Below are 25,419 nucleotides of genomic sequence, written 5' to 3'. Positions count from 1 at the left end.
TTCAGCGAGCGATGGTATCTGCCCGACGACCTCGCGCAACCAGCGCCCGCCGGGCCGGAACGCCTCGCCCCGAGCGGATGGCGGCCGGCGCGCCAAGGACAGAAGCCGCGATGCAGCGGGACGCACGCGGCAGCACGCGGCAGAGCTCGGCGCTGCGGAGGAGGGCGCCGGTCGCACCTCGCTCCCCACGGCGGCAGAGCGGCGTCGAGCGGGCCCTCTCGCGAGGCGAAATGTCAGTAGAATCCCGCGCATGGAGATCCTTGGAATGGCCGCCTGGCGTCCGCTGCGCGCGGTGCGGTCCGCGCCGGTCGAGCGCCTCGGAGCGCGGCGCTGATGCAGATCGCAGCGTCTGCCGTGGCGACGTGGACGGGGGCATGCCTCGTGATCGGGGGCTGCACGGCGATCGCGGGCGTGGACAAGCCGTACCACCTGGCGGACGGCGGAAGCGGAGGCGGCGCCGAGACGTGCGCGCCGGAGGAGGTGCGGTGCGCGCAGAACAGGCCGCAGACGTGCGACGAGGCCGGAGCGTGGCAGGAGGAAGCCGAGTGCCCGGCGGAGGCGCCCCTGTGTGACGGCGGGCGCTGCGTCGTCCCCCGGAGCTGCGCCAAGATGGACGCGATCTGCGGGCCGCGCGGAGACGAGGGCTGCTGCGGGAGCCTGGCGGTGCCCGGAGGCACGTTCGATCGGGGCGACGCCGAGCCGCGCCTGGCGACGGTGAGCGACTTCCGGCTGGATCGGTTCGAGGTGACGGTGGGGCGGTTCCGCGCGTTCCTGTCGGAGTACCCGGCGAGCTGGCCCGTGGTGGGGGCAGGAGCGCACCCGAAGATTCCGGACAGCGGGTGGCGCGCCGCGTGGGACGCCAACTTGCCCGTGGACCGGGCGGCGCTCTCGGCGTCGCTGCACTGCGAGGATCCCTATTTTTCATGGACCGACGAGGTGGGCGAGCACGAGCTCCTGCCCGTGGCCTGCGTGAGCTGGTACGTGGCGTTCGCGTTCTGCGCGTGGGACGGCGGCCGGCTGCCCACGTCAGCAGAGCGGCGCCACGCGGCCGCCGGCGGGGACGAGCAGCGCGCGTATCCATGGTCGAGCCCGGAGAGCGCGCCGGAGCCCGACGAGAGCTACGCGGTGTACGGTTGCGGCCTCGACGGGTCGTGCGAGATCGCGGACCTCCAGCCGGGCGGGTCGAGGTCGCCGCGGGGCGACGGGCGGTGGGGACACGCGGATCTGGGGGGAAACGTGTGGGAGTGGGTGCTGGATTCGTTCGCGGCGGACGACCCGATCGCGTGCGACGACTGCGCCGTCCTCACCCCCGACACGAACCACATGATCTGGGGCGGGGGCTGGCGCAGCGGGAAGGAGACATTGCTCACCTCCGCCTTCCAGGAGCGCTCGCCGGAGGGCCACTTCGCCGGCGCGGGGCTGCGGTGCGCACGAGCGCGGTGATGCGCGCAGCTGGGCATCGCGGCGTCGCGGCCGCCGCTCCGCGCGGCGCGCGCCGCCCTTCGGGGGTCCCTGGAACCTTGACGCGACAGCCGCCGCGCGCGACCCTCCCGCCGTGTCGGGCACGCTCGCGGACGGAACGGTCTTCACGCACCGCTATCGCGTGGCGCGCCTCCTCGCCGTGGGCGCGATGGGGTCCGTCTACGAGGTGGTGCACATCGAGACGAACCGCCGCCGGGCGCTGAAGGTGATGCACGCGTACCTCTTCCAGAGCGAGGAGATGCGCAGCCGCTTCAAGCGCGAAGCGCAGATCACGGCGGACATCGAGAGCGAGTACATCGTCGACGTCTTCGACGCGGGCATCGACGAGGCGACAGGCATGCCGTTCCTCGTGATGGAGCTGCTCCGCGGCGAGGAGCTCGGCCAGCGCCTCAAGCGCCTCGGCAGGCTGCCTCCCGGCGAGGTCGCGACGTACCTCCAGCAGACCGCGTCGGCCCTCGATCGGACCCACGCGGCGTCCATCATCCACCGGGATCTCAAGCCGGAGAACCTGTTCGTCACCCAGCGGGACGACGGGACGCCCCGCATGAAGATCCTCGACTTCGGCGTGGCGAAGCTGCTCGCCGAGGGCGGGACGGCGGCCGGCATCACGCGGAGCCTCGGGACGCCCATCTACATGGCGCCCGAGCAGTTCCGCACCGACACGAAGCTCACCAGCGCCGTCGACATCTACGCGCTCGGGATGATCGCGTACACGCTGCTCGTGGGGGCGCCGTACTGGAGCCCGGAGGCGCTCAGCGCGAACGACGTGATCGCGTTCGCGCTCGTGGCCGTCCAGGGGCCGCAGGAGCCGCCGGTCCACCGGGCGATGTCGCAGCGGGTGGTGCTGCCGCAGAGCTTCGATGGCTGGTTCGCTCGGGCCACGGCCGTCGATCCAGCGGCGCGGTTCCGCCTCGCGAGCGATGCGGCGCAGGCGCTCTCCGAGCTGCTCGGCCTCGCCCCGGCCAGCAGCGGGCGTTCGCCCCGCCCGACCACGCCGCCCTGGGCCCTGGCGAGCCCCTCGGCGCACGCGCTCGCCACGCCGGCGCCCGCGCTCACCGCGCCCGCGCTCACGGCGCCCTCGATGATGCCGCCGGTGGCGACGAGCGTCGGCCCGATGGGGCCGGAGCACCCGTCTCGCTCCCCGGTCGCGCCCCTCGCGGCGACCATGGAGACGTCGGTGACGTCCGTCCCTTCAGGGAACATCACACCGATCGCGCCAAACCGAGCCCCGCTCGTCGCCGCCGCGGTCGTCCTCGGGCTCGGGGTGCTTGGCGCAGGGACCTGGCTCCTGATCCACGCCGGGGCCCAGGCCGATCCGGCCGTGGCCGCGCCGCCTTCGGCCCCTGCGCCGGACGCCGCCTCGGCGAGCGCCGCCGCCACCGCTGCGCCGGACGCCGCCTCGGCGAGCGCCGCCGCCACCGCTGCGCCGAGCGCGACGCCGCCGGCAGCGCCGCCCGCGCCGCCGCCCAGCGCCTCCGCGCCAGCGCTCGCCGCGGAGCCCACCCAGCCCGCGACCAGCGCGAGGCCGGCCGCGCGCGGGGCGGCGGGCGCTCCCCCGAAGGCGACGCCGAGGCCCGCTTCGACCGGGCGAACAGGCGCCGCCGCTCGCCCCAAAGTCCCTTTGCTCGGACGAGATTGAGACCGATGTCCGCCGCGCCGCCGGTCCGACCCTCGCCGGCAGCGGTTGACACCTTCGCCCGTGGATGCCCCAGAACATGACACGTCGCCTGCGCCGGATGGCTCCCCTCGCTCTCGTCCTCTGGCCGCTCGCCGCCGCGACGCCCGCCGCGGCGCAGGACAGCGCGGCCGCGGAGGCCCTCTTCGACCGGGGCCTCGCCGAGATGGAGGCGGGCCGGTACGAGACCGGCTGCGACGCGATCGCCGAGAGCCATCGGATCGAGCCCAAGCCGGGGGCGCTCTTCACGCTGGCCGTCTGCGAGTCGAGGTGGGGCCGCGTCGCGAGCGCGTTCACGCACTTCGGGGAGTACCTCGCGCTCCACGAGCAGCTGACGCCGGAGCAGAAGCGCCGGCAAGGCGAGCGGCCCAAGGTCGCCAAGGAGGAGCGCGAGAAGCTGGCCCCGCTCGTGCCGGAGCTCGCGCTCTCCCTCCCGCCCGGAGCCCCCGCGGGGACGGCGGTGAAGCGCGACGGTCGCGCGGTGGACAGCGCCGCGCTGGGCGCGAGCGTGCCGGTGGATCCGGGAGAGCACGTCGTGTCGACGCAGGCGCCGGGAGGGCCTGTCCAGGAGACGCGGATCCACCTCGCTCACGGCGAGAAGAAGCGCGTCGAGCTGCGGGTGAGCAGCGCGCCGGCGCCGTCCGCCGAGGGCCTTTCCGGCCGGCGGGCGGCCGTCTACGCGGCCGGCGGCGTCGGCGTCGCGGGGCTCGTGCTCGGCGCGGTGACGGGCGCGCTCACGCTCGGCAAGAAGAGCGCCGTCCGCGACCACTGCGGCAGCGGGATCGGCCTGAGCGACCCGACGGCCTGCGACCCGACGGGCCTGGACGCGGCGGAGAGCGCGAGCACCACAGGGCTCGTGAGCACGATCGGCTTCGGCGTGGGGCTGGCCGGGCTCGGGGCGGCGGCGGTCCTCTACCTGACCGAGCCGAAGCAGAGCGACATGACCGCCGGCGCGCCGTCAAGGCGGATCCGCGCAGGGGTGCTCGCGGCAGGCCCGGAGGGGGTCGTGCTCGGGGCGAGCGGGTCGTGGTGACGCGGCGGCGCCGCGGGCCGTCGCCGCCCTCGCCGCCTCTACCCGCCGGCGCGGAGGCGCGCTAGACCCGCCGCGTGCAGCTCATCCCCGCCATCGATCTCCTCGGAGGCCAGGCCGTGCGCCTCCATCAAGGGCGCTACGATCAGGTCACCGTCTACGACCAGGACCCGGCGGCGCTCGCCGCGCGCCTCCGCCGCGCCTGCGCTCGGCTGCACGTGGTCGACCTGGAAGGGGCCCGCGCCGGCCTGCCCGTCCAGGCCGACGCCGTCCGCGCCGTCATCGCGGCCTTCGGCGCGGAGGGCGGCAGCGTGCAGGTGGGCGGCGGCATCCGCTCCGCCGCCGCGGCCGAGAGCTACCTCGCGCTGGGCGCCGATCGCATCGTGCTCGGGACCGCCGCGGTGAACGACCCCGCGCTCGTGCGCGACCTCGCCGGCCGCTTCCCGGGGCGCGTCGTGGTCGCCGTCGACGCCAAGGACGGGCGCGTGGCCGTGCAGGGCTGGGAGCAGGTCTCCTCCGTCACCGCCCTCGACGTCGCCCGCGCGCTCGCCGGCGCCCCCGTCGCGGCGCTCCTCTACACCGACGTCTCCCGCGACGGCACGCAGGTCGGCCCCAACCTGGAAGCCACCCGCGAGCTCGCCGCCGCGTGCGGCTTCCCCGTCCTGGCCTCCGGCGGCGTCGGATCGCTCGCTCACCTGCGCGCGCTCGCGCAGATCCCCGGCGTCAGCGGCGTCATCGTCGGCCGCGCGCTCTACGAGGGGGCCTTCACGCTCGCCGAGGCGATCGAGGCGGCGAGCGCCTGACGGCGTGTGTGGGTTTTCGTGTACGATCCCCCCGACAATGCACGAGCGCGACGACCCACGGCCCTCCACACGCGAAGTCGCGGCGGAGGAGTTCCTGTTCCACCTGCACCGGGGCAGCGAGCTCCTGCAGGACAACCGGGTCCACGCCGCGAAGGCAGAGCTCGAGCGCGCGCTGTCGCTCCAGCCGAGCGATCCCAAGGGGCAAGACCTGCTCGGGATCGTCTACTTCCGGCTGGGGCTCTACCCGCGGGCGATCGCGATCTATGAGCGGCTGATCCAGGCCCACCCGGATGCGGTCGAGCCGCGCATCAACCTCGCGCTCTCGTACCTCAAGACCGGGCAGCCGGCGCAGGCGCGGGCCGAGCTCGAGAAGGCGCTCGAGCAGAACCCGAAGCACCAGCGCGCGTGGGGCTACCTGGGGCTCGCGTTCCAGCGCATGGGCGACTACGAGCGCGCGAGCCACGCGTTCGCGGCGGGCGGCCACGACGCGATGGCGCGCCGCCTGCTCGACATGACGAGCGGCGCCGCGAGCCGCTACGCGATGGATCCGCCCGACACCGAGGATCAGCCGCCGATAGAGGCCAAGGCCGAGGTGCAGCGCGCCGCAGGCGAGGCGGTGCAGGCGCTCGATCGCGCCGGCGCTGGCTTCCGGCACGACTCGGATCTGCCGCGCATCCCGTCAGGGACATGGTCGGCCATCGAGCCTGGCCGCGAGACGATGCCGACCATCCCGGCGCCGCCGTCGTTCAAGAGCCTCGGGGCGGACGGCCGCGCGGGGGGCGCGACGAGCCCGCCCGGCGCGGGCAAGGCTCCCGGCCCGAGGGTCGGCGCGGCGCCGACGGTCCCGTCGATGCCGGCGGTGCAGGCGCCGCTGGGAGGGAGCGTGGCCCCGACCGTGCGCCGCAGCACGGTGGCGCCCGAGGAGCCTTCCGCGACGGGCCGCTTCGCGATCGCCGTCCCCGCGGCGACGGACGCGGCGGCGGCGAGCAAGAAGGCGGCCGGGCGGACGTCGTCGTCCTCGCTGCCGCCGGCCGCCGCGGCGCCCGCCGCGCCGCCGCCGGCCGCGGCGCCGCCGCTGGAGACGCTCTCGGCGCTCGCGCGCGAGCGGCTGCTGGTCTTCCCGCGCGAGGCCGCGATCACGCGGCACCCGACCGGCGTCGTGCTCGTGCAGTCGTCGAAGGGCTTCGTCGCCCGGCTCGACGCGCTGCGCACCATGAGCGTGCACTCCGGGACCGCCACGCATGTACTGAAGCGGCAGGCGCGCGGGCGCATCTTCGACGAGCCGCTCGGCGGGCCGAGCACGCCCTTCATCGAGATCGGCGGGCGCTGCGAGCTCGTGCTCGGCGCGCCGGAGGGGCGGCGGCTCCACCCGGTGACGCTCGGGGAAGAGTCCATCTACCTGCGCGAGGACGTCCTCGCCGGCTTCGATCTGCCGATCGGCTACGAGAACGGCCGCCTGCCGGCCGGCGAGGGCGAGGCGGTCGCGATGGTGCAGCTCCGCGGCCGCGGCCACATGGTCCTGTCGGTGCCCGAGCGCGCCGCCGCGCTGGAGATCACCCCGTCGCGGCCGACGTCGATGCGCGCGACCGCGGTGCTCGGGTGGATGGGCCGGCTCCTGCCGCGCACGCTGCCCGCCTCCGAGGCGCCCGGAGGGATGCAGGGCTTCGTGACGTTCGGCGGAGAGGGGATGGTTCTGGTCGATGGTCGCTAGCGCGGGCACGTCCCTGCGGGGCATCAAGGCGCAGCGGCGGCGCACGCTCTGGGAAGACGCGCGGAACCTCCCGAACCTGCTCACGTTCGCCCGGATCCTCATGATCCCGGCCGTCCTCTTGCTGCTGTCGAGGGGCGCGCCGCGGGACTGCTTCTGGGCCGCGGGCGTCTACTCGCTCGCGGCGATCACCGACATGCTCGACGGCTACCTGGCGCGGCGGCAGGGCCTCGTGAGCGTGCTCGGCAAGTTCCTCGATCCGCTCGCCGACAAGCTCATCGTGGCCGCGACGCTCGTGTGGCTCGTGCCGATGGGCCGGATCCCGGCGTGGGCGGTGGTGCTGCTCATCTCGCGCGAGATCACGATCACGGCGCTCCGCTCCATCGCCTCGACCGAGGGGCTCGTCATCGCGGCGGGCGACGGCGGGAAGATCAAGACAGCGCTGCAGATGATCGGGATCGTCTGCCTGATCCTCGGCTACCCGTACCACATCCACCTCGGCGTCGACTTCGGAGAGGTCGACGTGGTGCACGTCGGACGGCTGCTCATCTATCTATCGCTCGTCTTCTCGATCACGAGCGCCGCGCAGTACATGGGCCTGTTCATCGACGCCATCGACGCCAAGAACCGGCCGGCGCCTCCGCAGTAGATGGGCAATAGGCAAGCCCGCCTGGTTCTGCTAGACCAGCGCGCGTGAAAGCCTCGAAGACATCGCGCAACGCCTTGCGCCCCGCGCTCCTCCTGGCCGCGCTCGCCGCGGCGCTCGTCGCCTCCGCCGCGAGCTGCAGCCGGCAGCAAGAGGGCGAGCCCTGCGAAATCGCGAACGGCAACGATGACTGCGCCGATGGCCTCGAGTGCATGGGCATCGGTCAGCAGCAGCAACAACATCGTTGCTGCAGACCGGATGTGATCACGCAGGTCTGCGATCCCAACCAGAATCCGACGACGAGCGGCACGGGCGGCAGCGGCGGTGGCGCGGGCGGTGGCACCGGCGGCAACGGAACGGCCGGGGGCGGCGGTACAGGCGAGGGCGGAAGCGGGGGCGGTACGGGTGGCGCCGGTGGTACGGGCGGAGGCGGGGGCGGCGCGGGTGGCGGCACCGGCGGCGCGGGCGGCACCGGCGGCGCGGGCGGCACCGGCGGCGCGGGCGGTACCGGCGGCGCGGGCGGGCGCTAGCGCAGCGAAGACAGCCCCCGCATCCCACCCACAGAAGCGACAGGCGCGAGCGCTCCACGCCTCGCGCTTGCGTGGAGGGCAGGCGCCACGGCGGCGCGCGTCGATGCGCCGCCCGCCGCGCGACGCCAGCGGCCTCAGGCCCTCAGGCCGTCACTTCAGCCCAGCGCGCGACCCGCACGCGCACGCCGCCTGAGCACGGCAGCTCCGGCGAGCGCGACCCCGGCGAGCGCCGTCCACGGCGCGACGGGCGCGCTCGGCTCACCGGCGCGGCAAGCGCACCCCACGACCTCCGGCTCGGGATCCTCGACCGGATCGATCGGATCCGGCGTCGCGCCGCCCGCGGAGCCGGCGGGCTCCGGCTCGACGGGCTCCGTCGGATCGACCGGCGGCTCCACCCCGAGATCGTCGCTCTCCACCGTCACGGACGAGGACGGACAGTTCTTGTGACCGATCACCAGGTAGTACGTCCGCGTGGGATCGAACGGCGGATCGGAGGTCTCGTCGATGACGAGCTCACCGCTCGTCTCCGTGATCCCCTCGACGCTGTAATCGTAGTTCGTGGCCTCCGGCAGGATCTCGCCCAGCGTGAAGCCGACGTGCCGGCCGGCCCTCACGTAGATGCTCCACTCGACGTCGTTGCCGCGGTCGGGCTCGAGCTCCACGGTGAAGCGGACGCCCTTCGCGGCCCGATCCGGCTTGCTCTTGAAGTGAAAGAGGCTCTGCAGGCTGAGCTGCGAGCGGTAATCCGCGCACGACGCCCCCGAGCCGAAGACCAGCGAGTCGATCCCGAACATGTTGGTCGTCTGCGACTTGCCCCCGGTCAGATCGAGCACCTCCTCGCAGTCGTCGAGTCCCCGGCTCTCGATCAGCGCGTCGACGGCGCCGGCGTCCGCCTCCGTGAGCTCGCCGGCGGTGACCAGCTTGCCGGTCGCCCTCTTCAGCGCCTTGGCGAAATCGCCGAACGAGGCGTTGGGGGTCAGCAGCGTCACGGTGCCCCAGACGAGCTTGTCACCCACCTTGGCCCCGAATTTCTCGCGCAAGGACCACGCGAGGCTGCCGATCAGCTCGCCGTCCTCGTGCACCTCGCCCACCAGATCGCCGGGGCACGTCTTGGTGTCCTTCGCGAGGTCGCGCGCCATGCCGAAGGGCGCCAGCGTCGCCTCGCCGAGCGTGGAGTCGCCGTTCACGGTGCAGGCGAAATAGTCCGCGATGCCCTCATCGATGCTGCCGGCCCAGGGGGAGAGGCCATATTCGTTGATCGCGAACTGGCCCCCATTGTAGCCGACCGCGTTGGCGGAGACGTAATGGGTGAACTCGTGGAGGAACACGTCGGAGTCGTCCGAGAAGTCGAAGAACGAGCCCTGGCCGATGGCGATGAGGTTCGGCGCGCTGAAGGGCTCGCCCACGCCCTCTCCCGAGAAGAAGGCGTTGTCCATCGGCCGGCCCGCCTCCAGCATGTTGGCGACCGCGACGAGCTTCCAGCCAGGCGCCCCCATGTCGATCTGGTGGGTCGACACGAAGTAATCGCGCATCCGGGTGAGGTGGTAATAGATGCCGACCTGCGCGAACTGGTCGTGCGCATCCTCCGCGCTCGTGGGCGGGTCGTAGAGGAAGTCCTCCCCCGCGTTCGGCCCGACGCTCTGCTCCAGGGTGAGCGGGACGCCGGCGGTGAGGTTGCCATCCACGTAATTCACCACCTTGAAGTTGCCGTTCCAGCCGCTCAAGGTCTGGGGGTCCGCCGCGTCGAGGCTGCTGAGCTCGAGATCCTGGACCTCGGGCGTGACCGCCGAGCTGATGGGGTAAACGCGCCCTCGCGCGTGCACGGCCAGCGAGCGCCTGTGGACGACCTTGCCCGCGTGCGCGTCGACGAGGTAGCGCTCCCCGCCGCGATCCGACCGGACATCGACGACCCAGACGAGCTTGCCGCCCGTCTCCGCCTCGGGAAACACCGCGAGCGCCGCGCTCGGCCGCTCCGCGAGCGTCATCCCGTAGGTCGCCTCGACCGCGCGCAGCGCGGCCTCCTCCCCGTGAGTCGGCGTCGTCGCGACCGACAAGCCCCGCGCCACGTCGAGCACCACGACCTCCGCGCGGTTGTCCCGGGTGAGATCGATCGCCACCGCGGCGCCGAGCACGGGCAGTCCGGCGTGGACCTGCGCAAACCGGACAGTGCGGTGATCGCCGTCCACGAGCTCGCTCTGGTAACGCAGCGAGACGCCCTGGAGGCGGAGGTCTGAAGCGGCGTGCTTCAGAGCCGCCTCCGCCGCGCCCCGCGCGCCATCCGTGCCGCGGAAGGACAGCGCCGCTCCTGGCGAGCCCTGCCGTAGCGTGTGCCACTCCGACGCGGCGGCGGGCCCCGCAGCGGCCAAGGCTGCGAGTGCGGTCAACGGAAGCAAGAGCGGCAGTCGTCTCATGGGTTCATCTCTCCGGCTGAATTTCTGCTGGCTTTCTGCAAGCAGCGCTCGCGTGAGGCGCGGCAGGGCCGGACCGACGAGCGCGACCAACGTAACGAGTTGCGTTGGCTCATCAAGGAGAAGCGACGCGACGTCCTCGCGGAAAATCAAGGAGTTGTGGCCGCGATTGCCTCGTTACGTGACCTCCCTGGTCAACCTGCGTGGTATGTCTCCGGCACCTTCAACGCAGGCTGCCGTGGCTCTCTCTGAAACAAACACCTCCATTGGATTCCCGGCGACGTTCGCCCCGAGCGACATCGTCTCCGCCTGTTCCCCGCGCCCCGCCGGTCCCTCCGGTGCGCCGCTGCCCCGACGGGTTCGCGTCGGCGGCCGCGTGCTCGAGGTCGCGGAGGGCGCGATCGTCGTCGGCGACGCGTTCAGCGCGCTGCGCGTCGCGCTCGAGGGCACGCCCGCGCCGTCGCTCGAGGTCGGCGATCTCGCGATCGTCGAGGGCGCGCCGGCGCCGGCGCCGGCGCCGGTCAACTGCGCGCTCGCGTCCGCGCGGCTCGTCGAGCGGATCGCGCCCCGGAGGCCGCCGCGGGCGCGCGCCGGCGCCGCGGCGCCGCCGTCGAGCGAGACGGAGCGCGCGCTCCATCGCGGGCGCGGCGCGGCGCTCGCGCAGCGCGCGGCGGCGCTCGCCGCGGTGCGGGCGCTGTTCGCCGAGCGCGGCTTCCTCGAGGTGGAGACGCCGAGCATGGTCCCCTCCCCCGGGCTCGATCTGCACCTCGACGCGTTCGCGGTGCAGGCGGCGCGCCCGACGTTCCTGATCACGAGCCCGGAGTACCAGATGAAGCGGCTGCTCTCGGGGGGCGTCCCGCGCTGCTTCCAGCTCGCGCGCTGCTTCCGGCGCGGGGAGCTCGGGGACAGGCACAACCCGGAGTTCACGATGCTCGAATGGTACCGCGCCTTCGCCGGCGTGGACGAGGTGATGGCCGACACCGAGGCGATCGTGCAGCGCGTCGCGGGCGCGCTGGGCGGGGAGGGCACGATCTCGACGTCCGCCAAGCAGGTACGTTTGGAGCGGCCGTTCCCGCGCATCTCGATCGGCGAGGCGTTCGCGCGCTGGGCGGGCGTGCCCGCGGACGACGCGATCGCGCTCGCGTCGAGCGACGAGGAGCGGTTCTTCCGCCTGCTCGTGGACGCGGTGGAGCCGGCGATCGCCGCGCTGCCCCACCCGGTGTTCCTTGTCGATTTCCCCGCGCCGCTCGCGTCGCTCGCGCGGCTCAAGCCGAGCGATCCGCGGGTCTGCGAGCGGTTCGAGCTGTATGTCGCGGGCGTCGAGCTCTGCAACGGCTTCGGCGAGCTGACCGACCCGGTCGAGCAGCGCGCGCGGCTCCTCGCCGATCAGGCGGCGCGGGCCGCCCAGGGCAAGCCGGTCTATCCGATCGACGAGCGCTTCCTCGACGCGCTCGAGGAGGGGATGCCGCCCGCGGCGGGCAACGCGCTCGGGGTCGATCGCCTCGTCGCGCTGTGCCTCGGCGCCGCGTCGATCGGCGACGTCCTCGCGTTCCCGCACGGCTGGCTGTGACCGGCGCGGGGGTCCCCGACGGCGACGCGCGCCTCTCCCCGGAGGTCCTGTCGCAGCTCGCCCGCAAGTACCTCACGCTCGCGGAGCTCCGGCGCGCGCGGGCGGCCGGGGAGCCGATCCCCGGCAAGGAGGTGTTCCGCGCGCTCGCGGGGGAGTTCCCCGGCGCGCTGAACGAGCTCGACAACCTGCCCTTCGACGAGATCGAGCGGCGCCGCGACGCGCTCTCACGGGCCCTCGCCGGGGGCCCGGAGGAGCGCTGGATGGCCTGGATGCACGGCTATCACGCGCTGATGCGGGCTGCGCTCTACGTGAAGATCCGCGTCGCACGGCGGGAGGAGCTGTCCGACGCCGCCGCGGCGGCGCTCGCCGAGCGGGCGGCGAGGCACGCCGGCGCGCCGATCGACGCCGCGTTCGTGATCGCGGTCAAGGCGCCGCCGGACGGCCGGCTGAACCGCCTCGTCCTCGGCCGGCTCGCGGCGACGTTCGGCACGTCGATGGCGGAGATCCGGGGGACGATCTTCCCGCGGCGGCGGGCGGAGGGAGGCTGACGCGCTGCGCGCTCGGCCGAGCGCCCCCGTGACGAGCTCCGGCCATCGGCTAAGCTCCGCGCCCGATGGAACGTCTCTTCTTCCTGCTCTCGGGCGTTTACGGGTTCCTCGCGGTGGCGCTCGGCGCCTTCGGCGCCCACGGGCTCAAGGCGACGCTCGACGCGGCGCCGGACGGCGCGCTGCGCCTCTCCTGGTGGCAAACGGGCGCCCAGTACCACCTCGCCCACGCGCTCGCGCTGGCGCTCGCCGCCCACCTCGCCGCGCGCACCGGCGGCGTTGCGGCGACGGTCGCCGGCTTCTGCTTCGCGGGCGGCGTGCTCTTCTTCTCCGGCAGCCTCTACGTGATGACCGTGACCGGCGTCCGCGTCCTCGGCATGGTCACGCCGTTCGGCGGGCTGCTCCTGCTCGCGGGCTGGGGCGCGGTGGCCGTGGCCGCGCTCGGGCTCGCGAAGGGCTGAGGCGCCCGGCAGCGGGCGCCGCCGCGCCTACGTCGTCCTGCGCGCGAAGAGCCGGCCGAACCGCGCCGACGCGCGCTCGCGGAGGGATGCCATGCGGGACCGGACCCGCCCCCAGCGCTCGCTGCGCGCGAGATCGTCGAGCAGCGAGTACGAGACCGGCGTGACGATCAGGGTGAGCAGCAGGCTCAGGGACTGGCCGCCGATGACCACCACGGCGATGGTCTGGCGCTCCTCGGCCCCGGGCCCCGTGCCCAGCCAGAGCGGGAGCATGCCCGCGACCAGGGCCAGCGTGGTCATCAGGATGGGCCGCAGCCGATCGCGGTTCGCCTGGAGGATCGCCTCCTCGCGCGGCACGCCCTCGCTCCGGAGCTTGTTCATGTGGTCGACCTGGAGGATCGAGTTCTTCTTCACCACGCCGAACAGCACGAGGAAGCCGAGCGCAGAGTACAGGTTCAGCGTGTTCCCGGTCGCCCACAGGCTGAGCAGCGCGAACGGCACCGACAGCGGCAGCGAGAGCAGGATCGTCACCGGGTGCACCAGGCTCTCGAACTGCGACGCCAGGATCATGTACATGAGCACGATCGACAGGAGGAACGCCCAGATGAACTCGCCGAACGTGCGCTCGAGCTCCGCGCCGCGGCCGCGCACGCTGGTCGTGTACGCCGCGGGCATGTCCATCTCCCGGGCAGCGCCGCGCAGCGCCTCCAGCCGGTCGGCCAGCGCGTAGCCGGGGGCGACGCCGGCGCGCAGGCTCGACACCCGCTGGCGATCGAGCCGGTCGATGCGCGACGGGCTCCTCGCCTCCTCGATGCGCACCAGGTTGTCGAGGCGCACGAGGTCGCCCCGGAGCAGCGGCGTCGCGGCCGAGGGCGCCGCCGCGCCGCCCGGCTGCGGCGCGGCCGGCGCGCGCGCCGTCCGGGGCACGTACAGGCGGCGGACGGCCGCCACCCGATCGCGATCCTCCTCGATGACGCGCAGCTGCACGTCGTAGTTCTCGTTCTCGGCCTCGTCCCGGAAGCGCGAGACCGCCTGATCTCCGCCCACCATCAGGCGCAGCGCGGTCGCGATGTCCTGCGTCCGGACCCCGAGCTGCGCCGCGCGCTCGCGCTCGATGAGCACCCGGAGCTCCGGCCGGTCGATCTTCAGCGTCACGTCGGCGTCCACGATGCCGCCGAGCTGCGCGGAGCGCTCGCGGAGCTCGTTCGCATAACGCTCGAGCTGCTCGATGTCGGGGCCCTGGATCGCGAAGTCGATCTCGAAGTTCCCGCCGCCGATGTTGAACGACGGCACGTTGCGCACCGAGATCCGGAGATCGGAGTACTTGCGCAGCTTGCGCCGCACCTCCTGCATCACGTCCTTCTGCGAGTAGTTGTCCTTGAAGGCGCGCCATGGATGGCCGTAGAGCGTCTCCCGGAGCAGCCGCGTCAGGGAGAACGTGCGCTCGTCGTGCGGGGCGATCCGCACGAAGGCCTGGCCCGCGCTGACGCCGCCCACGAAGCCGCCGCCCGCGGTGGCGAGCACGCTCCGCACCCCGCGCACCCCGCGGACGTCGTCGCCGATCTGCCGCATCACGTCGTCCATCGCGCCGATGCTCGCGCTGAGCGGGGCCGTGACGCGGATCTCGAACTGCGCGTCGTCCGCGCCCGAGGGGATGTACTCCTGCTTCACGAGCCCGTAGAGCGGCACGGCCGACGCCATCACCAGCGCGCCCGAAGCGGCGACGAGCGCCCGGTGCCGCATCGCGAACGCGAGGGCGCGCGTGTACCTGGCCTCGAGCCTCCCGTAGAAGCCCTCCCGCGTCGCCGCCTCGCCCCCGCCGCCCGGCCCCCCCGCCTCGCCCGCCCCGTGCGCGCGGGCGCCCTCCTCGCGGAGCAGGCGCGCGCTCATCATCGGGGTCAGCGTGAAGCTGACGAGCAGGCTCACGAGGATCGCGACCGTGGCCGTGATCCCGAACTGGAACAGGAACCGCCCCGAGATCGACGACATGAACGACACGGGGACGAAGATGACGACGAGCGACAGCGTCGTCGCGAGCACGGCGAGCCCGATCTCCTGCGTCGCGGCCCTGGCGGCCTCGAAGGAGTCCATCTTCTTCTCCTCGACGAAGCGGAAGATGTTCTCGAGGACGACGATGGCGTCGTCGATGACGATGCCCACCATCAGCACGAGGGCCAGCATCGTCACGCTGTTCAGCGTGAAGTCGAGCAGCCACATCATGCCGAACGTCGCGACGACCGACGTCGGGATGGCGACGCCCGCGATGATCGTGGACCGCCACGACCGCATGAAGAGCAGGACGACCGCGCACGCCAGGATGCTGCCGAGGACGAGGTGCACGTTGATCTCGTGCAGCGCCGTGTAGATGTAGCCCGACTGATCGCGGATCACCTCGAGCCGCACGTCCTCGGGCATCTGCTCGGAGAGCTTCGCCAGGTTGGCCTTCACGGCCTCGATCACCGCGACGGTGTTGGCGCCCGACTGCCGCACGACGTCGAGGACGACGGTGGGCTTGCCGTCGAGGCGGGCCAGCGAGCGCTGCTCGTAGGTGCCGTCCTCGGCGCGGCCGATGTCGCGCACCCGGACGGGCCGCCCGTCGACGGTGGCGACGACCAGATCGTTGAACGCGCCCGCGTCCTCGATGCGGCCCATCGTGCGCAGCGTCCGCTCCTCCTCCTTCCCCGTGACGTTCCCCGCGGGGATGTTCGCGTTCTGCTGCACGATCGCGTCGCGGACGGCGGTGATCGGCAGGCCGTACGCGGCGAGGCGGTCGGCGTTCAGCCAGATCTTGATGGCGCGCTCCTGCCCCCCCACGACGCGCACCTCGCCGACGCCCGACGACCGCTCGAGCTGGACCCGCACGAGCTTGTCGGCCACCTCGGTGAGCTCCCGGATCGAGCGATCGGCCGAGAGGGCGATCGACATGACCGGGGTCGAGTCGTTGTCCTGCTTCGCGATGACGGGCGGGTCGGTGCCCACCGGGAGCCGGCGCAGCGCCGCCTGCACGCGATCGCGGACGTCCTGCGCCGCCGAGTCGATGTCCCGGTCGAGGTTGAACGTGGCGATGACGACGGAGGTGCCGCTCGTCGAGATCGAGCGGAGCTCGGCGATCCCCTCGACGGTGTTGACCGCCGCCTCGATCTCCTCGGAGATCTCCGACTCGACGTCCTCGGGCGCGCCGCCGGGGAGCGTGGTGCGGACCGAGACCGTCGGCAGGTCCACGGCGGGGAAGCGATCCACGCCGAGCTTGAAGTACGCCACGGCGCCGACCACCACGAGGGCGAGCGTCAGCATGGCGGCGAACACGGGCCGCTGGATGCAGATCCTGGCGAGCGCTTGCACCCTAGCCCCCCTCCACCACGCGCACCGGCTGCCCCTGCTGGAGCGACCCGGGCCGGGCGACGACGGACTCCCCCGCCGCGACGCCGGACACGATCTCGATCCGATCCCCCGACGTCTTTCCGGTGGTGACCTGCTTCTCCTTCGCCTTGCCGTCCTCGACCGTGATGACCTTCGCGAGGCCGGCGAACCGGACGACGGCGGTCGCCGGCACGGTCGGCACGGGCCTCGAGCTCACGACGATCTGCGCGCTGACGAGGCTGCCCGGCCGCAGGTGGCCGGGGTTCTTGATGTCGCTCTCCACGAGCAGGGTGCGGCTCTGCGGGTCGAGCGCGGGCGCGAGGCGCGCGACCGTCCCCGGATAGGTGGCGCTGTCTCCCTGGAGGGTCACGCGCACGGGCTGGCCCGCGCGCACGCTGGCCGCCTCGAGCTCGGGGATGGCCACGCGCAGCCTCAGCGGGTCGATCCGGACGACGTCCACGATCGGCGCCCCGGCGGCGAGGTACTGGCCGACGTTCGCTCTCCGCACCTGGACGACGCCATCGAGCGGCGACCGCACCAGGGTGTCGGCGAGCTGCTGCCGCGCCATGCGCAGCTCGGAGCGCCGCTGGCGGACGGCGGCCTCGCGGATGCGCACCTCCTCCCGCGCCGACTGCACGGCGGCCTCCGCGCGGACCGCCGCCGCCTCGGCCGCGTCGAGGTCCATGCCCGACATCAGCCCTTCCCTGGCGAGCCCCCGCGCCCGGACCTGGTTGGCCTGCGCTTCCTTGAGCGTCGCGAGGGCCTGCCTCACGACCGCCGTGCCCTCGATATCGAGCTCGCTGCCTGGCCCGTCCGGGGGCAAGCCGAGCTGGGCGCGGCTCTGCGCCAGCGCGGCCGTGGCCTGCTCGATGCGCAGCTCGTAGTCCCGCGCCTCCAGCTGAGCGATGACCTGATCTCGCTGGACCGGGCTCGCCAGGTCGACCGAGATCGAGGCGAGGCGCCCGGCCACCTTGGCCCCGAGCGTCACCTGCTCGTCGGCGTCGAGGGTCCCCGAGATGTCGATGGCCTGCTCCATGACGAGCTCCGTCACGGGGGCGAGCGTCACCTCCTTGACGCTGGCCGCAGGCTTCTCCGCCTTCGCGCCGCCGGGCTGGGACGCTCCCTGATTGCACGCGAGGCAGTGCAGAGCGACCGCGAACGCGACCGCCGATGCCCAGAGCCCCCTTGGCGGGCCGGAGGCGCGGTGACGGGAGTTTTCGGGCTGGCGAAGCTCGGAAAGGACGGTCCACATGGCGGCGGCCTCAGATGACCAGGAACGCCCCCCCGAGCGCGTGTTCGCCGCAGGATATTGGACGCATCAGGGTTGGAGCGCAACGTGCGCGTGGGCACGCCGCAGCGGTGTCCGCTTCGCGAAAGTGGCTGGGATCGGGCTCTCGACGTGTCGGATCGCTCTGCCGTCCTATCGGATCGCGCTCCTGGCGAGCCCGATCGCGCTGCCAGCGTGTCCGATCGCGCTACCGTCAGGTCGATTCAGGCGCAGGCGCTGCGGGTGTCTCGATCAACGAGATCGGTGTCCTAGTTCCGCCCGCCAGGGATCCGGAGAGAGAATTCAACGCAAAGGCGCAAAGGCGCAAAGGCGCAAAGCGCAAACGAAAGAACAATCGTCGTGCATTCTTGCGTCTTGGCATCTTGGCGTTGAATTCTCTCCGCTGGCGAGGCGAGGCGAGAAGGCTGGGTCGTCGCCCTCACATCGCTGCTCCCGCGGCAGCGGACATCGCCTCTGCCGGCGCGGCCGCAGCCGCGGCCACGGGCAGGAGCGGCACGCCGTCGCGGTAGATGACGACGTTCCCGAGCGCGGCCGGCACCCGCGGCCCCGGCGTGACGATGCCGACCAGGTTCAGCGGGTCGCACGCCGAGAGCTGCACGATCTCGCCGGACAGGGGCTCTCGCCGGACGGCGCGGAGCGCGTCGAGCGCCTCGGGCAGCGCGAAATGCTCGCCCACGAAGCCGGCGACGAGGTGCCCTCCCCGGAGCTGACCCGCCATCTCGAGCCGCCGGTAGACCCGGAGGAGGTCGCGCCACGCGGGCGGCCGCGGCTCGCGCGCGAGCAGCTCGCGACAGACCACGCCGTAGCGGCGGAGGTACTGGTGCGCGAGCGCCTCGACAGCGTCGGGGCCCTCGACGCCCTCGCCGGCAGCGGGCGCGAACGCGTCCGGGCGCGATCGCAGGAGCGACCACCTGCCCGACGCGACGGGGCCGCCCCGGCGCGCCCCGCCGCGCAGGCGGCCCGCGCCCAGCGCGACGGCCGCGCCGCCGAGCAGCGAGCGCAGCGCCGCGAAGCCGTCGCCGGTCACGAGCCCCGCGGCGACGAGCTCCCAGAGCGCCTCCTCGACCTCGTCCCGGGAGCGGCCCGCGCCGCCCGCGCCGCCCACGCCGACGGCGAGGTCGTCGAAGAACGACGCGCCCGCGCGCGTCAGGAACGACAGCACGCCCTGCGCCGCCTCGGAGAGCGACGCCGGCGGCGGCGCGCCCTCGGCCTCCCGCGGCGCGAGGAGCCACGGGAGATCGCGGCGCAGCGCGAGCGTGATCGGCGCAGCGCGCGTCGGCGCCGCCGCGTCGCGCGGGACCACGCGACCCCACGCCACCTCGCCGGACAGGCAGAGCGCGTCGAGCAGCCCCTCGTCGTAGCCGGCCACGCGCGCGGGCAGCACCGCCTGCTCCCACGCGCCGGCGGCGAGCTCGAAGCCCTGCAGCTGCTCGATCACCCGCCCGAGGCCCCCCGGCCCGCGCGCCTGCGTGCCCGGCCGCACGCCCTGCCACGCCAGGAGGAACCGGAGGAGCTCCGCCGCGGTCGCGGGCTCGATCGCCTTGCGCAGGCCGGTGACGGTGCGGCGGTGGATGCGGGCGAGGAGACGGCGATCGCACCACTCCGTCGACAGATCGCCCGCGCCGCCCGCGGCGGGCTGCGCCGGCCGCGAGGGCGCGCTCGGCAGGAAGCGCCCGCGCAGCGCGCCGCCGGCGAGCTCGATCCGCGCGAGCGCGGACAGCGCCTCGTACGCGGGCACGTCGAGCCGCGACGCGAGCTCCTCGGTCGAGATCGGCCCCGCGGCGCTCAGGAAGCCGCGGACGAGCGCCGTGATCGCGGCGCCGCGATCGACCGCCCCGGCGGCCCCGCGTACGGCGGGCGGCACCGCGACGTCGGGCGCAAACACCGCCTCCGGCCAGATCACCTCGACGAGCGGCCTCCGCTCGGTCGCCACCCAGCGCGGCGCGCGCGGCGCGCCGGCCCCCGCGCCCGGAGCAGCGCCCACCTCGGCCGCGCGCCCCGCGGCGCAGAGCGCCTCGAAGTGCCTCGCGAAGCCGCTCCGGATCCCCTCCTCCGCGGGGAGCGCGACCCGGTCGAGCAGGAGCTCGTGCAGCTCGTCCGCGTCGCGCACGTCCGGCCGCGCCTCGGCGACCACCTCGGCGACGAGCGCCGGATCGAGCCCGCCCAGCCGCTCGGCGACCTCCGCCGGGAGCCCGCGCCGCACCCGGACCGCCCTCGCGCGGCGCTCCTCCAGCGGGGCGTCGTCGAGGAACGCGTAGGGGTTCGCGTTCAGGATCTCGTGCGAGAAGACGCTCGGCTCCGGCGTGTCGAGCGCGACGACGCGGATCGCCCCGCTGCGCAGGCCGACGAGCAGCGCGCGCAGCCCCTCGACATCCATCAGCTCGGTCAGGCAGTCGCGCAGCGCCTCGCGGACGAGCGGGTGATCCGGCGGCTCGACGTGCGCGAAGAGCCCGTGGTTGTCCTGGCAGCCCTGCTGCTCGGGGAAGATCGAGAGCAGGAGGTCGTCGGCGCGCATGCGCTGGAGCGCCGGCGGCACCCGGCGGCCCCCGCGGAACCGGAGCAGCGCGAGCGCGCGGGACGCGGCCCAGCGGAAGCGCGTGCGGAACATCGGGCCCTGGAGAGCGGCCTGGACGAGCACCTCCTCGAGGCCCTCGGGGCGGACCAGATCGAGCACCTCGTCGATCGGGAGCCCGTGCTCCGCCGACAGCGAGAGCAGCACGCCGTCGTCGGTCGCCGCCGCCTGGAGCTCGAAGTCGAACGAGCGGCAGAAGCGCTTGCGCAGCGCGAGCCCGAGCGCGCGGTTCACGCGGCCGCCGAGCGGCGTGTGGACGACGATCTGCTGCCCCCCGGCCTCGTCGAAGAAGCGCTCGACAACGACGGTCGCGCCGCCCGGGACCGCGCCGAGCGCCGCGCGCCCCGCCTCGATGTAGTCGCGCACGAGCAGCGCCCCGCGCGCGTCGAGCGCGCACGCCTCCATGAGCCAGCGCGCCGCCCGGGACCGCGCCGCCCGCGCCTCCTCGCCGCCCTGGCCCCGCTCGGCCGCCGGCCGCGCCCCATCGGCCCGCTCCTCGTCGAGGCGCGCCGCGACCTCGGCGCGGAGCGCGGCGACCTCGGCCGAGAGCTCCGGCGTGCGCGCCGGCGCCTCTCCGAGCCAGAACGGCACCGTCGGCGCGGCGCCGTGGGCGTCCTCGACCCACATCTGGCCGCCCTCCAGCCGGAGCACCCGCCAGGAGGTGTTGCCCAGCAGGAAGACGTCGCCCCCGGACGACTCGATCGCGAAATCCTCGTCGAGCGTGCCGACCTTGGTGCCGTCGGGCTGGAGCACCACGTCGACGGCCGCGATGTCGGGGATCGCCCCGCCCGAGGTGAGCGCCGCGAGCCGCGCGCCGCGCCGCCCGCGCAGCCGGCCGCCGATCGCGTCGCGGTAGACGAGCGACCCGGCCCGCTGCCGCGCGCCACGGGCCGCGGACGCGCCGTCGTCCGCCGCGGCGGCGCCGCCCGAGACCATGGCCACCACCGCGTCGAAGTCGCGGCGCGAGAGGCCTTCGTAAGGCGCGGCCCGGCGGACGAGCGCGTAGAGCCCCTCCTCGTCCCGCTCTTCGCACGCGCACGCGGCGATGATCTGCTGCGCGAGCACGTCGAGCGGCCCCTCGCGCGACGCCATCCGATCGAGCTCGCCGCGGCGCGCCGCGCGCACGATCGCCGCGCACTCGACGAGCTGGTCGCGCGTCAGCGGGAAGAGCCGCCCGCGCGGCGTCGCGGCGAGGGCGTGGCCCGAGCGGCCGATGCGCTGGAGGGCGACGTTGATCGACCGCGGCGAGCCGACGAGGCAGGCGAGGTCGACCGCGCCGACGTCGATACCGAGCTCGAGCGACGCGGTCGCGACGACGACCCGGAGCTCCCCGGCCTTGAGGCGCCGCTCCGCCGAGAGGCGCCGGGCCCGCGAGAGGCTGCCGTGGTGGGCCGCCACGACGTCCTCGCCGAGCCGCGCGCCGAGCGCGTGCGCGACCCGCTCGACGAGGCGGCGCGTGTTGACGAACACCAGCGTCGACCGCGCCCCCTCCGCGAGCGCCGCGATGCGGTCGTAGATCTCGGTCCACTGCTCGTGCGTACAGACCGCGCCGAGCTCGTCGCGGGGCACCTCGATGGCGAGATCGAGATCCCGCCGCTGCCCGACGTCGACGATCTGGGGCAGCTCGCGCGCGCCGGCGACGAGCCGGGCGGCGATCTCGATGGGGCGGACCGTGGCGCTGAGGCCCACGCGCTGCGGCCGGGCGCCGCCCTGGCCGATCACGAGGTCCTCGAGCCGCTCGAGCGAGAGCGCGAGGTGGGCGCCGCGCTTGTCGCCGGCGATCGCGTGGACCTCGTCGAGGATCACCGTGCGCACCCCGGAGAGCGCGCGCCGCCCCGACGCGCTGGTGAGCAGGATGAACGCCGACTCCGGGGTCGTGACGAGCACGTGCGGCGGCCGGGCCGCCATGGCGCGCCGCTCCGCCGCAGGGCTGTCGCCGGTCCGGACGAGGGCCCGGATGCCCGGCGCGGGCAGGCCCGCCGCCTCCATGGCCGCCGAGATCTCGGCGATCGGCTGCTCGAGGTTGCGGTGGACGTCGTGGGAGAGCGCCTTCAGCGGCGAGATGTAAAGGACGTCCGTGCGGTCCTCGAGGGCGCCACGCGCCGCGTCACGGACGAGCCGGTCGAGGCAGAAGAGGAAGGCCGCGAGCGTCTTGCCGGCGCCGGTCGGCGCGCTGATCAGCGCGTCGCGGCCGGCCGCGATGACCGGCCAGGCGCGCTCCTGCGCGGGGGCGGGGGCGCCGAAGCGGTCGCGAAACCACCGGTCGACGACGGGGTGAAACATCGCGTCGAGGGTAGCCCGCCGGGGGGAGAGGCGGAAGCGAGAGGGGCGGGCGGTTGGCGTGGGGGAGCGGCGCTGGGCGAAGGCCCGCGGCGACCTGGGCGAGCGCTCGACGAAAGAAATCGACAGATGCCTGTCGGGTTCTCTGGGCGGCGCGCTTCGCCTCCAACATCCGGCTCGTCGCGTTCGACATGAACGAGCTCGCGAAGTCGGCTGGCCTGGACGCCGTCGTCGGCCTGGACGAGCTGAGCTTCAAGAAAGAGATGCTCTGCGGGCAATTCACCCTGCGCGATCGCTCCTGAGCCGGCTGCGCCGCTCCTCCCGCTTGCATGAGGCGTCCCGGAGATCCCTCGTCTGGGCGCTCGCTTCATTGAGCCTCCAGCTGACGTCGTCGAATCCTCGGATTCGAACGCAAAGGCGCAAAGGCGCAAAGGCGCAAAAAGGCGAGGAGAATGACCGAGGAGGGCTCCGGCTCTGGGCGCATCCGAAGGATAGTGGAGCGCTGCACGCCCCGCCGTGGCGGAGCGCGGGGGTGCAGCCCGGCGCGCCTCCTATGCAGCTCCGCGCCTCTCCAATGCAGCTCCGCGCCTCTCCAATGCAGCCCCGCCGCCTCTCCTATGCAACCCCGCCGCCTCTCCTGCGCAGCTCCGCGCCCCTCCAATGCAGCTCCGCGCCCCTCCAATGCAGCCCCGCCGCCTCTCCTATGCAACGCGGCCGCCCCTCCTGCGCAGCTCCGCGCCCCTCCAATGCAGCCCCGCCGCCTCTCCTATGCAACGCGGCCGCCCCTCCTGCGCAGCTCCGCGCCCCTCCAATGCAGCCCCGCCGTCCCTCCTGCACGCCCATTTCAGTGTCCCGCATCACGATTGTGCGGCTCCAGCGCAGCCCCGCCGCCCTCCTGCGCCCCCATGCTTGTGTCCTGCGCAACCATGAATCAGCGCCTGCGTCGCCCCGACACCCTCCTGCGCGTCCCGTTCTGTGTCCTGCTCACCGCTTTCCCCTCCTGCGCCCCTACTCAGCGCCCGCCGCGGCCTCGCCGGGCTCCGCGATCCGCCTCTTCCTCGCCGAGCTCCTCCGATTCGGCCTCGTCCGCGTCGAGCGGCGCGATCCGCGACCTCTTCGACGCGCCTTCAACCGGCGGCGGCGGCGGAGCGCTCCCGCGGATCTCCTGCGCGATCCGCGAGAGCACCGTCGCGACCCCCTCCTCGACGGCGTGCCCGAGGTCCGCCGCGCTCTGCTCGAGGCGCTGCTTGCGCTCGAGGTGCTCGGCCCGGCGCTGCTCCTGCAGCCGCCGGTGCTGCTCTTTCCGCGCCTGCTCCGCGCTGCGCTCGAGCTCCCGGCGGATCTGCCGCGGGGACACGTCGCTGGAGAGCGCGCCGAGCGCGTGGAAGGCGAGCCCCAGGCCCCACCCGAGCAACGGCCAGAAAAACCACCACGGCCCGTCCGTGAGCGCGTTCACCGCGAAGAGGAACGCGTTCACGAGGAGGTACGAGAACAGGTGCGAGCGGAACTCCTTGCGCCGGCGCGCGCGGATGGCCGCGCGCGCCTCCTCCTCGCCCCGGACATGCTCGATGTCGCGCGACGCGGCCTCGATCGCGCCCCGGGAGATGCCGATCTCCTCGGCCGCCGCGACCAGCTCGTCATGGCTCACGCCACGCGCCTGCGTGTCCCGGAGGGCGCGCTCCAGGATGGCCCGCACCTCGGCCTCGGTGTACTGCCGCCCGCCCTGCTTGCCCGGTTTCCCCATCGCTCTCCTCGCGACCGCGCGGAGCATACGCTTGACCGCGTGCGGCCGCGCCGCTTCCATGAAGGCAAGGACCCCATGAGCAGCGAGACCGCCTCACAACGCGTGGGGACCACGATCCGCAACAAGTGGACGCTGGAGCGGCTGCTCGGCGCGGGCGGCATGGCCGCCGTCTACGTCGGCGTCCACCGGATCGGCCGCCGGGACGCGCTCAAGATCCTGCACCCGCAGGCCGCGAAGTCGAAGGAGATCTGCGACCGGTTCGAGCGCGAGGCCCAGGCCGCGAACCGCTTCCGCCACCCGGGCGCCGTCGAGATCCGCGACATCGACGTCGCCGAGGACGGGGCGCCGTTCCTGGTGATGGAGCTCCTCGAGGGCGAGTCGCTCGCCGAGCGCGAGCGCCGCCTCGGCGGCCTCCCGCTGGCCGAGGTGCTCCGCTTCACCGCGCAGGTGCTCGACACGCTCGCCGCGGCGCACGCGCAGGGGATCATCCACCGCGACATCAAGCCGCCCAACCTGTACGTCGTCGGCGACGGCGCAGCGGACACGCCCGCGCACGGCGGCGCCCCGCGCATCAAGGTCCTCGATTTCGGGCTCGCGCGGATCCGCCAGGACTCCAGCCTCCAGGGGGAGCTCACGCGGATGGGCCTGGTGCTCGGCACGACGCCCTACATGCCGCCGGAGCAGGCGAAGGGCCGCGACATCGACACCCGCGCCGACCTCTTCGCGGTCGGCGCCACCATGTTCCGGCTGATCGCCGGCCGCCATGTCCACGAGGCGAGCACCGACTTCGACCTCCTCCTGAAGATGGGCAGGGAGCCGGCGCCGCCGCTCGCGCAGCGCGCGCCGCACGCGCCGCGCGACGTGTGCCTCGTCGTCGATCGCGCGCTCGCCTTCGACCGCGATCAGCGCTACCCCGACGCGCGCCAGATGCTGGAGGACGTGCGCGCCCTCCTGCGCAGCGAGCCGCCGCCGCGCGCGTCGCGGTTCGCGCACGCGCTCGCTCCGGACGCGATCACGCTGCGAGAGCAGCCGTCGCCCCGGGGCGCCGCGGACGAGGGCGGGCCCCCCACGATCCCGGTGCACCCCGCGAGCGTGTCGATCTCCCTCGATGGCATCGCCGTCGACTGGAGCGACGAGCCGCCCGTGAGCGGCGGCTCCATCACCAAGGAGTGGGTTCGCCCCGAGGCCGCGAAGGAGGACTCGATCGCCGTCGACTGGAGCGACGAGCCGCTGGACGCGGGCGCGCCCGCCTCGCGCCCGGCGCGGCGCTGACCTGGCGGCGGGCGGGTCCGCCAGCCGGGGCGAAAGCGCCGCTGCCGC

General features: G+C 73.9%; 16 protein-coding genes. 11 read left to right on the top strand and 5 right to left on the bottom strand.

All coding sequences use genetic code 11. From position 1 onward, the window contains the following. The first annotated feature begins 333 nt into the window (after positions 1-333). The 7 genes from WMF27_RS14300 to WMF27_RS14270 all read left to right on the top strand — a co-directional run bounded on the left by WMF27_RS14300 (position 334) and on the right by WMF27_RS14270 (position 7,874). Positions 334-1,443 (top strand): formylglycine-generating enzyme family protein, encoded by a 1,110-nt coding sequence (locus WMF27_RS14300; protein WP_437768321.1) that lies wholly within the window; start codon positions 334-336, stop codon positions 1,441-1,443. A gap of 112 nt (positions 1,444-1,555) precedes the next feature. Then, positions 1,556-3,121 carry a protein kinase domain-containing protein gene (locus WMF27_RS14295; protein ID WP_437768322.1) on the top strand — a complete coding sequence of 522 codons (1,566 nt, stop codon included), beginning with the start codon at positions 1,556-1,558 and terminating at the stop codon, positions 3,119-3,121. 97 nt (positions 3,122-3,218) lie between these two features. Then, complete coding sequence (locus WMF27_RS14290; protein WP_437768323.1) at positions 3,219-4,190, top strand: hypothetical protein; 972 nt, start codon at positions 3,219-3,221, stop codon at positions 4,188-4,190. Between the two features lie 74 nt (positions 4,191-4,264). Further along, positions 4,265-4,990 carry a 1-(5-phosphoribosyl)-5-[(5-phosphoribosylamino)methylideneamino]imidazole-4-carboxamide isomerase gene (gene hisA / locus WMF27_RS14285; protein WP_437768324.1) on the top strand — a complete coding sequence of 242 codons (726 nt, stop codon included), beginning with the start codon at positions 4,265-4,267 and terminating at the stop codon, positions 4,988-4,990. Between the two features lie 37 nt (positions 4,991-5,027). Next, entirely contained in the window at positions 5,028-6,701 is a 1,674-nt protein-coding gene (locus WMF27_RS14280; protein WP_437768325.1) for a tetratricopeptide repeat protein, read from the top strand. Then, positions 6,691-7,347: a CDP-diacylglycerol--glycerol-3-phosphate 3-phosphatidyltransferase gene (pgsA, locus tag WMF27_RS14275; RefSeq protein WP_437768326.1), complete on the top strand. Its 657-nt coding sequence runs from the start codon at positions 6,691-6,693 to the stop codon at positions 7,345-7,347. Before WMF27_RS14280 ends, pgsA begins: the two co-directional genes overlap by 11 nt. A gap of 44 nt (positions 7,348-7,391) precedes the next feature. Further along, positions 7,392-7,874, top strand: coding sequence for a hypothetical protein (locus WMF27_RS14270; RefSeq protein ID WP_437768327.1), 483 nt, complete (start codon positions 7,392-7,394; stop codon positions 7,872-7,874). 155 nt (positions 7,875-8,029) lie between these two features. Here WMF27_RS14270 and WMF27_RS14265 read toward each other — a convergent pair whose 3' ends face one another. Further along, a complete protein-coding gene (locus tag WMF27_RS14265) occupies positions 8,030-10,240 on the bottom strand; it encodes an MYXO-CTERM sorting domain-containing protein (protein ID WP_437944194.1) in 2,211 nt (736 codons plus the stop codon). Between the two features lie 418 nt (positions 10,241-10,658). Here WMF27_RS14265 and epmA point away from each other — a divergent pair, with 418 nt between their 5' ends. From epmA to WMF27_RS14250, 3 genes are all read left to right on the top strand, one after another. Beyond that, a complete protein-coding gene (gene epmA, locus WMF27_RS14260) occupies positions 10,659-11,852 on the top strand; it encodes an EF-P lysine aminoacylase EpmA (RefSeq protein ID WP_437768329.1) in 1,194 nt (397 codons plus the stop codon). Beyond that, the gene (locus WMF27_RS14255) at positions 11,849-12,400 is read left to right on the top strand and encodes a hypothetical protein (protein ID WP_437768330.1); all 552 of its coding nucleotides are present in this window, start codon (positions 11,849-11,851) and stop codon (positions 12,398-12,400) included. Before epmA ends, WMF27_RS14255 begins: the two co-directional genes overlap by 4 nt. Positions 12,401-12,465: 65 nt before the next feature. Further along, a complete protein-coding gene (locus tag WMF27_RS14250; RefSeq protein WP_437768331.1) occupies positions 12,466-12,858 on the top strand; it encodes a DUF423 domain-containing protein in 393 nt (130 codons plus the stop codon). Between the two features lie 27 nt (positions 12,859-12,885). Here WMF27_RS14250 and WMF27_RS14245 read toward each other — a convergent pair whose 3' ends face one another. The 4 genes from WMF27_RS14245 to WMF27_RS14230 all read right to left on the bottom strand — a co-directional run bounded on the left by WMF27_RS14245 (position 12,886) and on the right by WMF27_RS14230 (position 24,099). Further along, a complete protein-coding gene (locus tag WMF27_RS14245) occupies positions 12,886-16,197 on the bottom strand; it encodes an efflux RND transporter permease subunit (RefSeq protein WP_437768332.1) in 3,312 nt (1,103 codons plus the stop codon). A gap of 1 nt (position 16,198) precedes the next feature. Continuing rightward, on the bottom strand, positions 16,199-17,467 hold the full coding sequence (locus WMF27_RS14240; RefSeq protein WP_437768333.1) for an efflux RND transporter periplasmic adaptor subunit: 1,269 nt from the start codon (positions 17,465-17,467) through the stop codon (positions 16,199-16,201). Positions 17,468-17,921: 454 nt separating this feature from the next. Continuing rightward, positions 17,922-22,358: a DEAD/DEAH box helicase gene (locus WMF27_RS14235; RefSeq protein ID WP_437768334.1), complete on the bottom strand. Its 4,437-nt coding sequence runs from the start codon at positions 22,356-22,358 to the stop codon at positions 17,922-17,924. 1,009 nt (positions 22,359-23,367) lie between these two features. Beyond that, positions 23,368-24,099, bottom strand: coding sequence for a 2TM domain-containing protein (locus WMF27_RS14230; RefSeq protein WP_437944193.1), 732 nt, complete (start codon positions 24,097-24,099; stop codon positions 23,368-23,370). Between the two features lie 75 nt (positions 24,100-24,174). On the opposite strand from WMF27_RS14230, the gene WMF27_RS14225 reads away from it, so the two are divergent. Beyond that, positions 24,175-25,371: a serine/threonine-protein kinase gene (locus WMF27_RS14225; RefSeq protein WP_437768336.1), complete on the top strand. Its 1,197-nt coding sequence runs from the start codon at positions 24,175-24,177 to the stop codon at positions 25,369-25,371. Positions 25,372-25,419 lie beyond the last annotated feature (48 nt).

The organism is Sorangium sp. So ce281, assembly GCF_051527395.1.
Taxonomy (GTDB): Bacteria; Myxococcota_A; Polyangia; order Polyangiales; family Polyangiaceae; genus Sorangium; species Sorangium cellulosum_B.
Note: the sequence above shows the minus strand (reverse complement) of the source record. Positions and strands in the feature narration are given on the sequence as shown.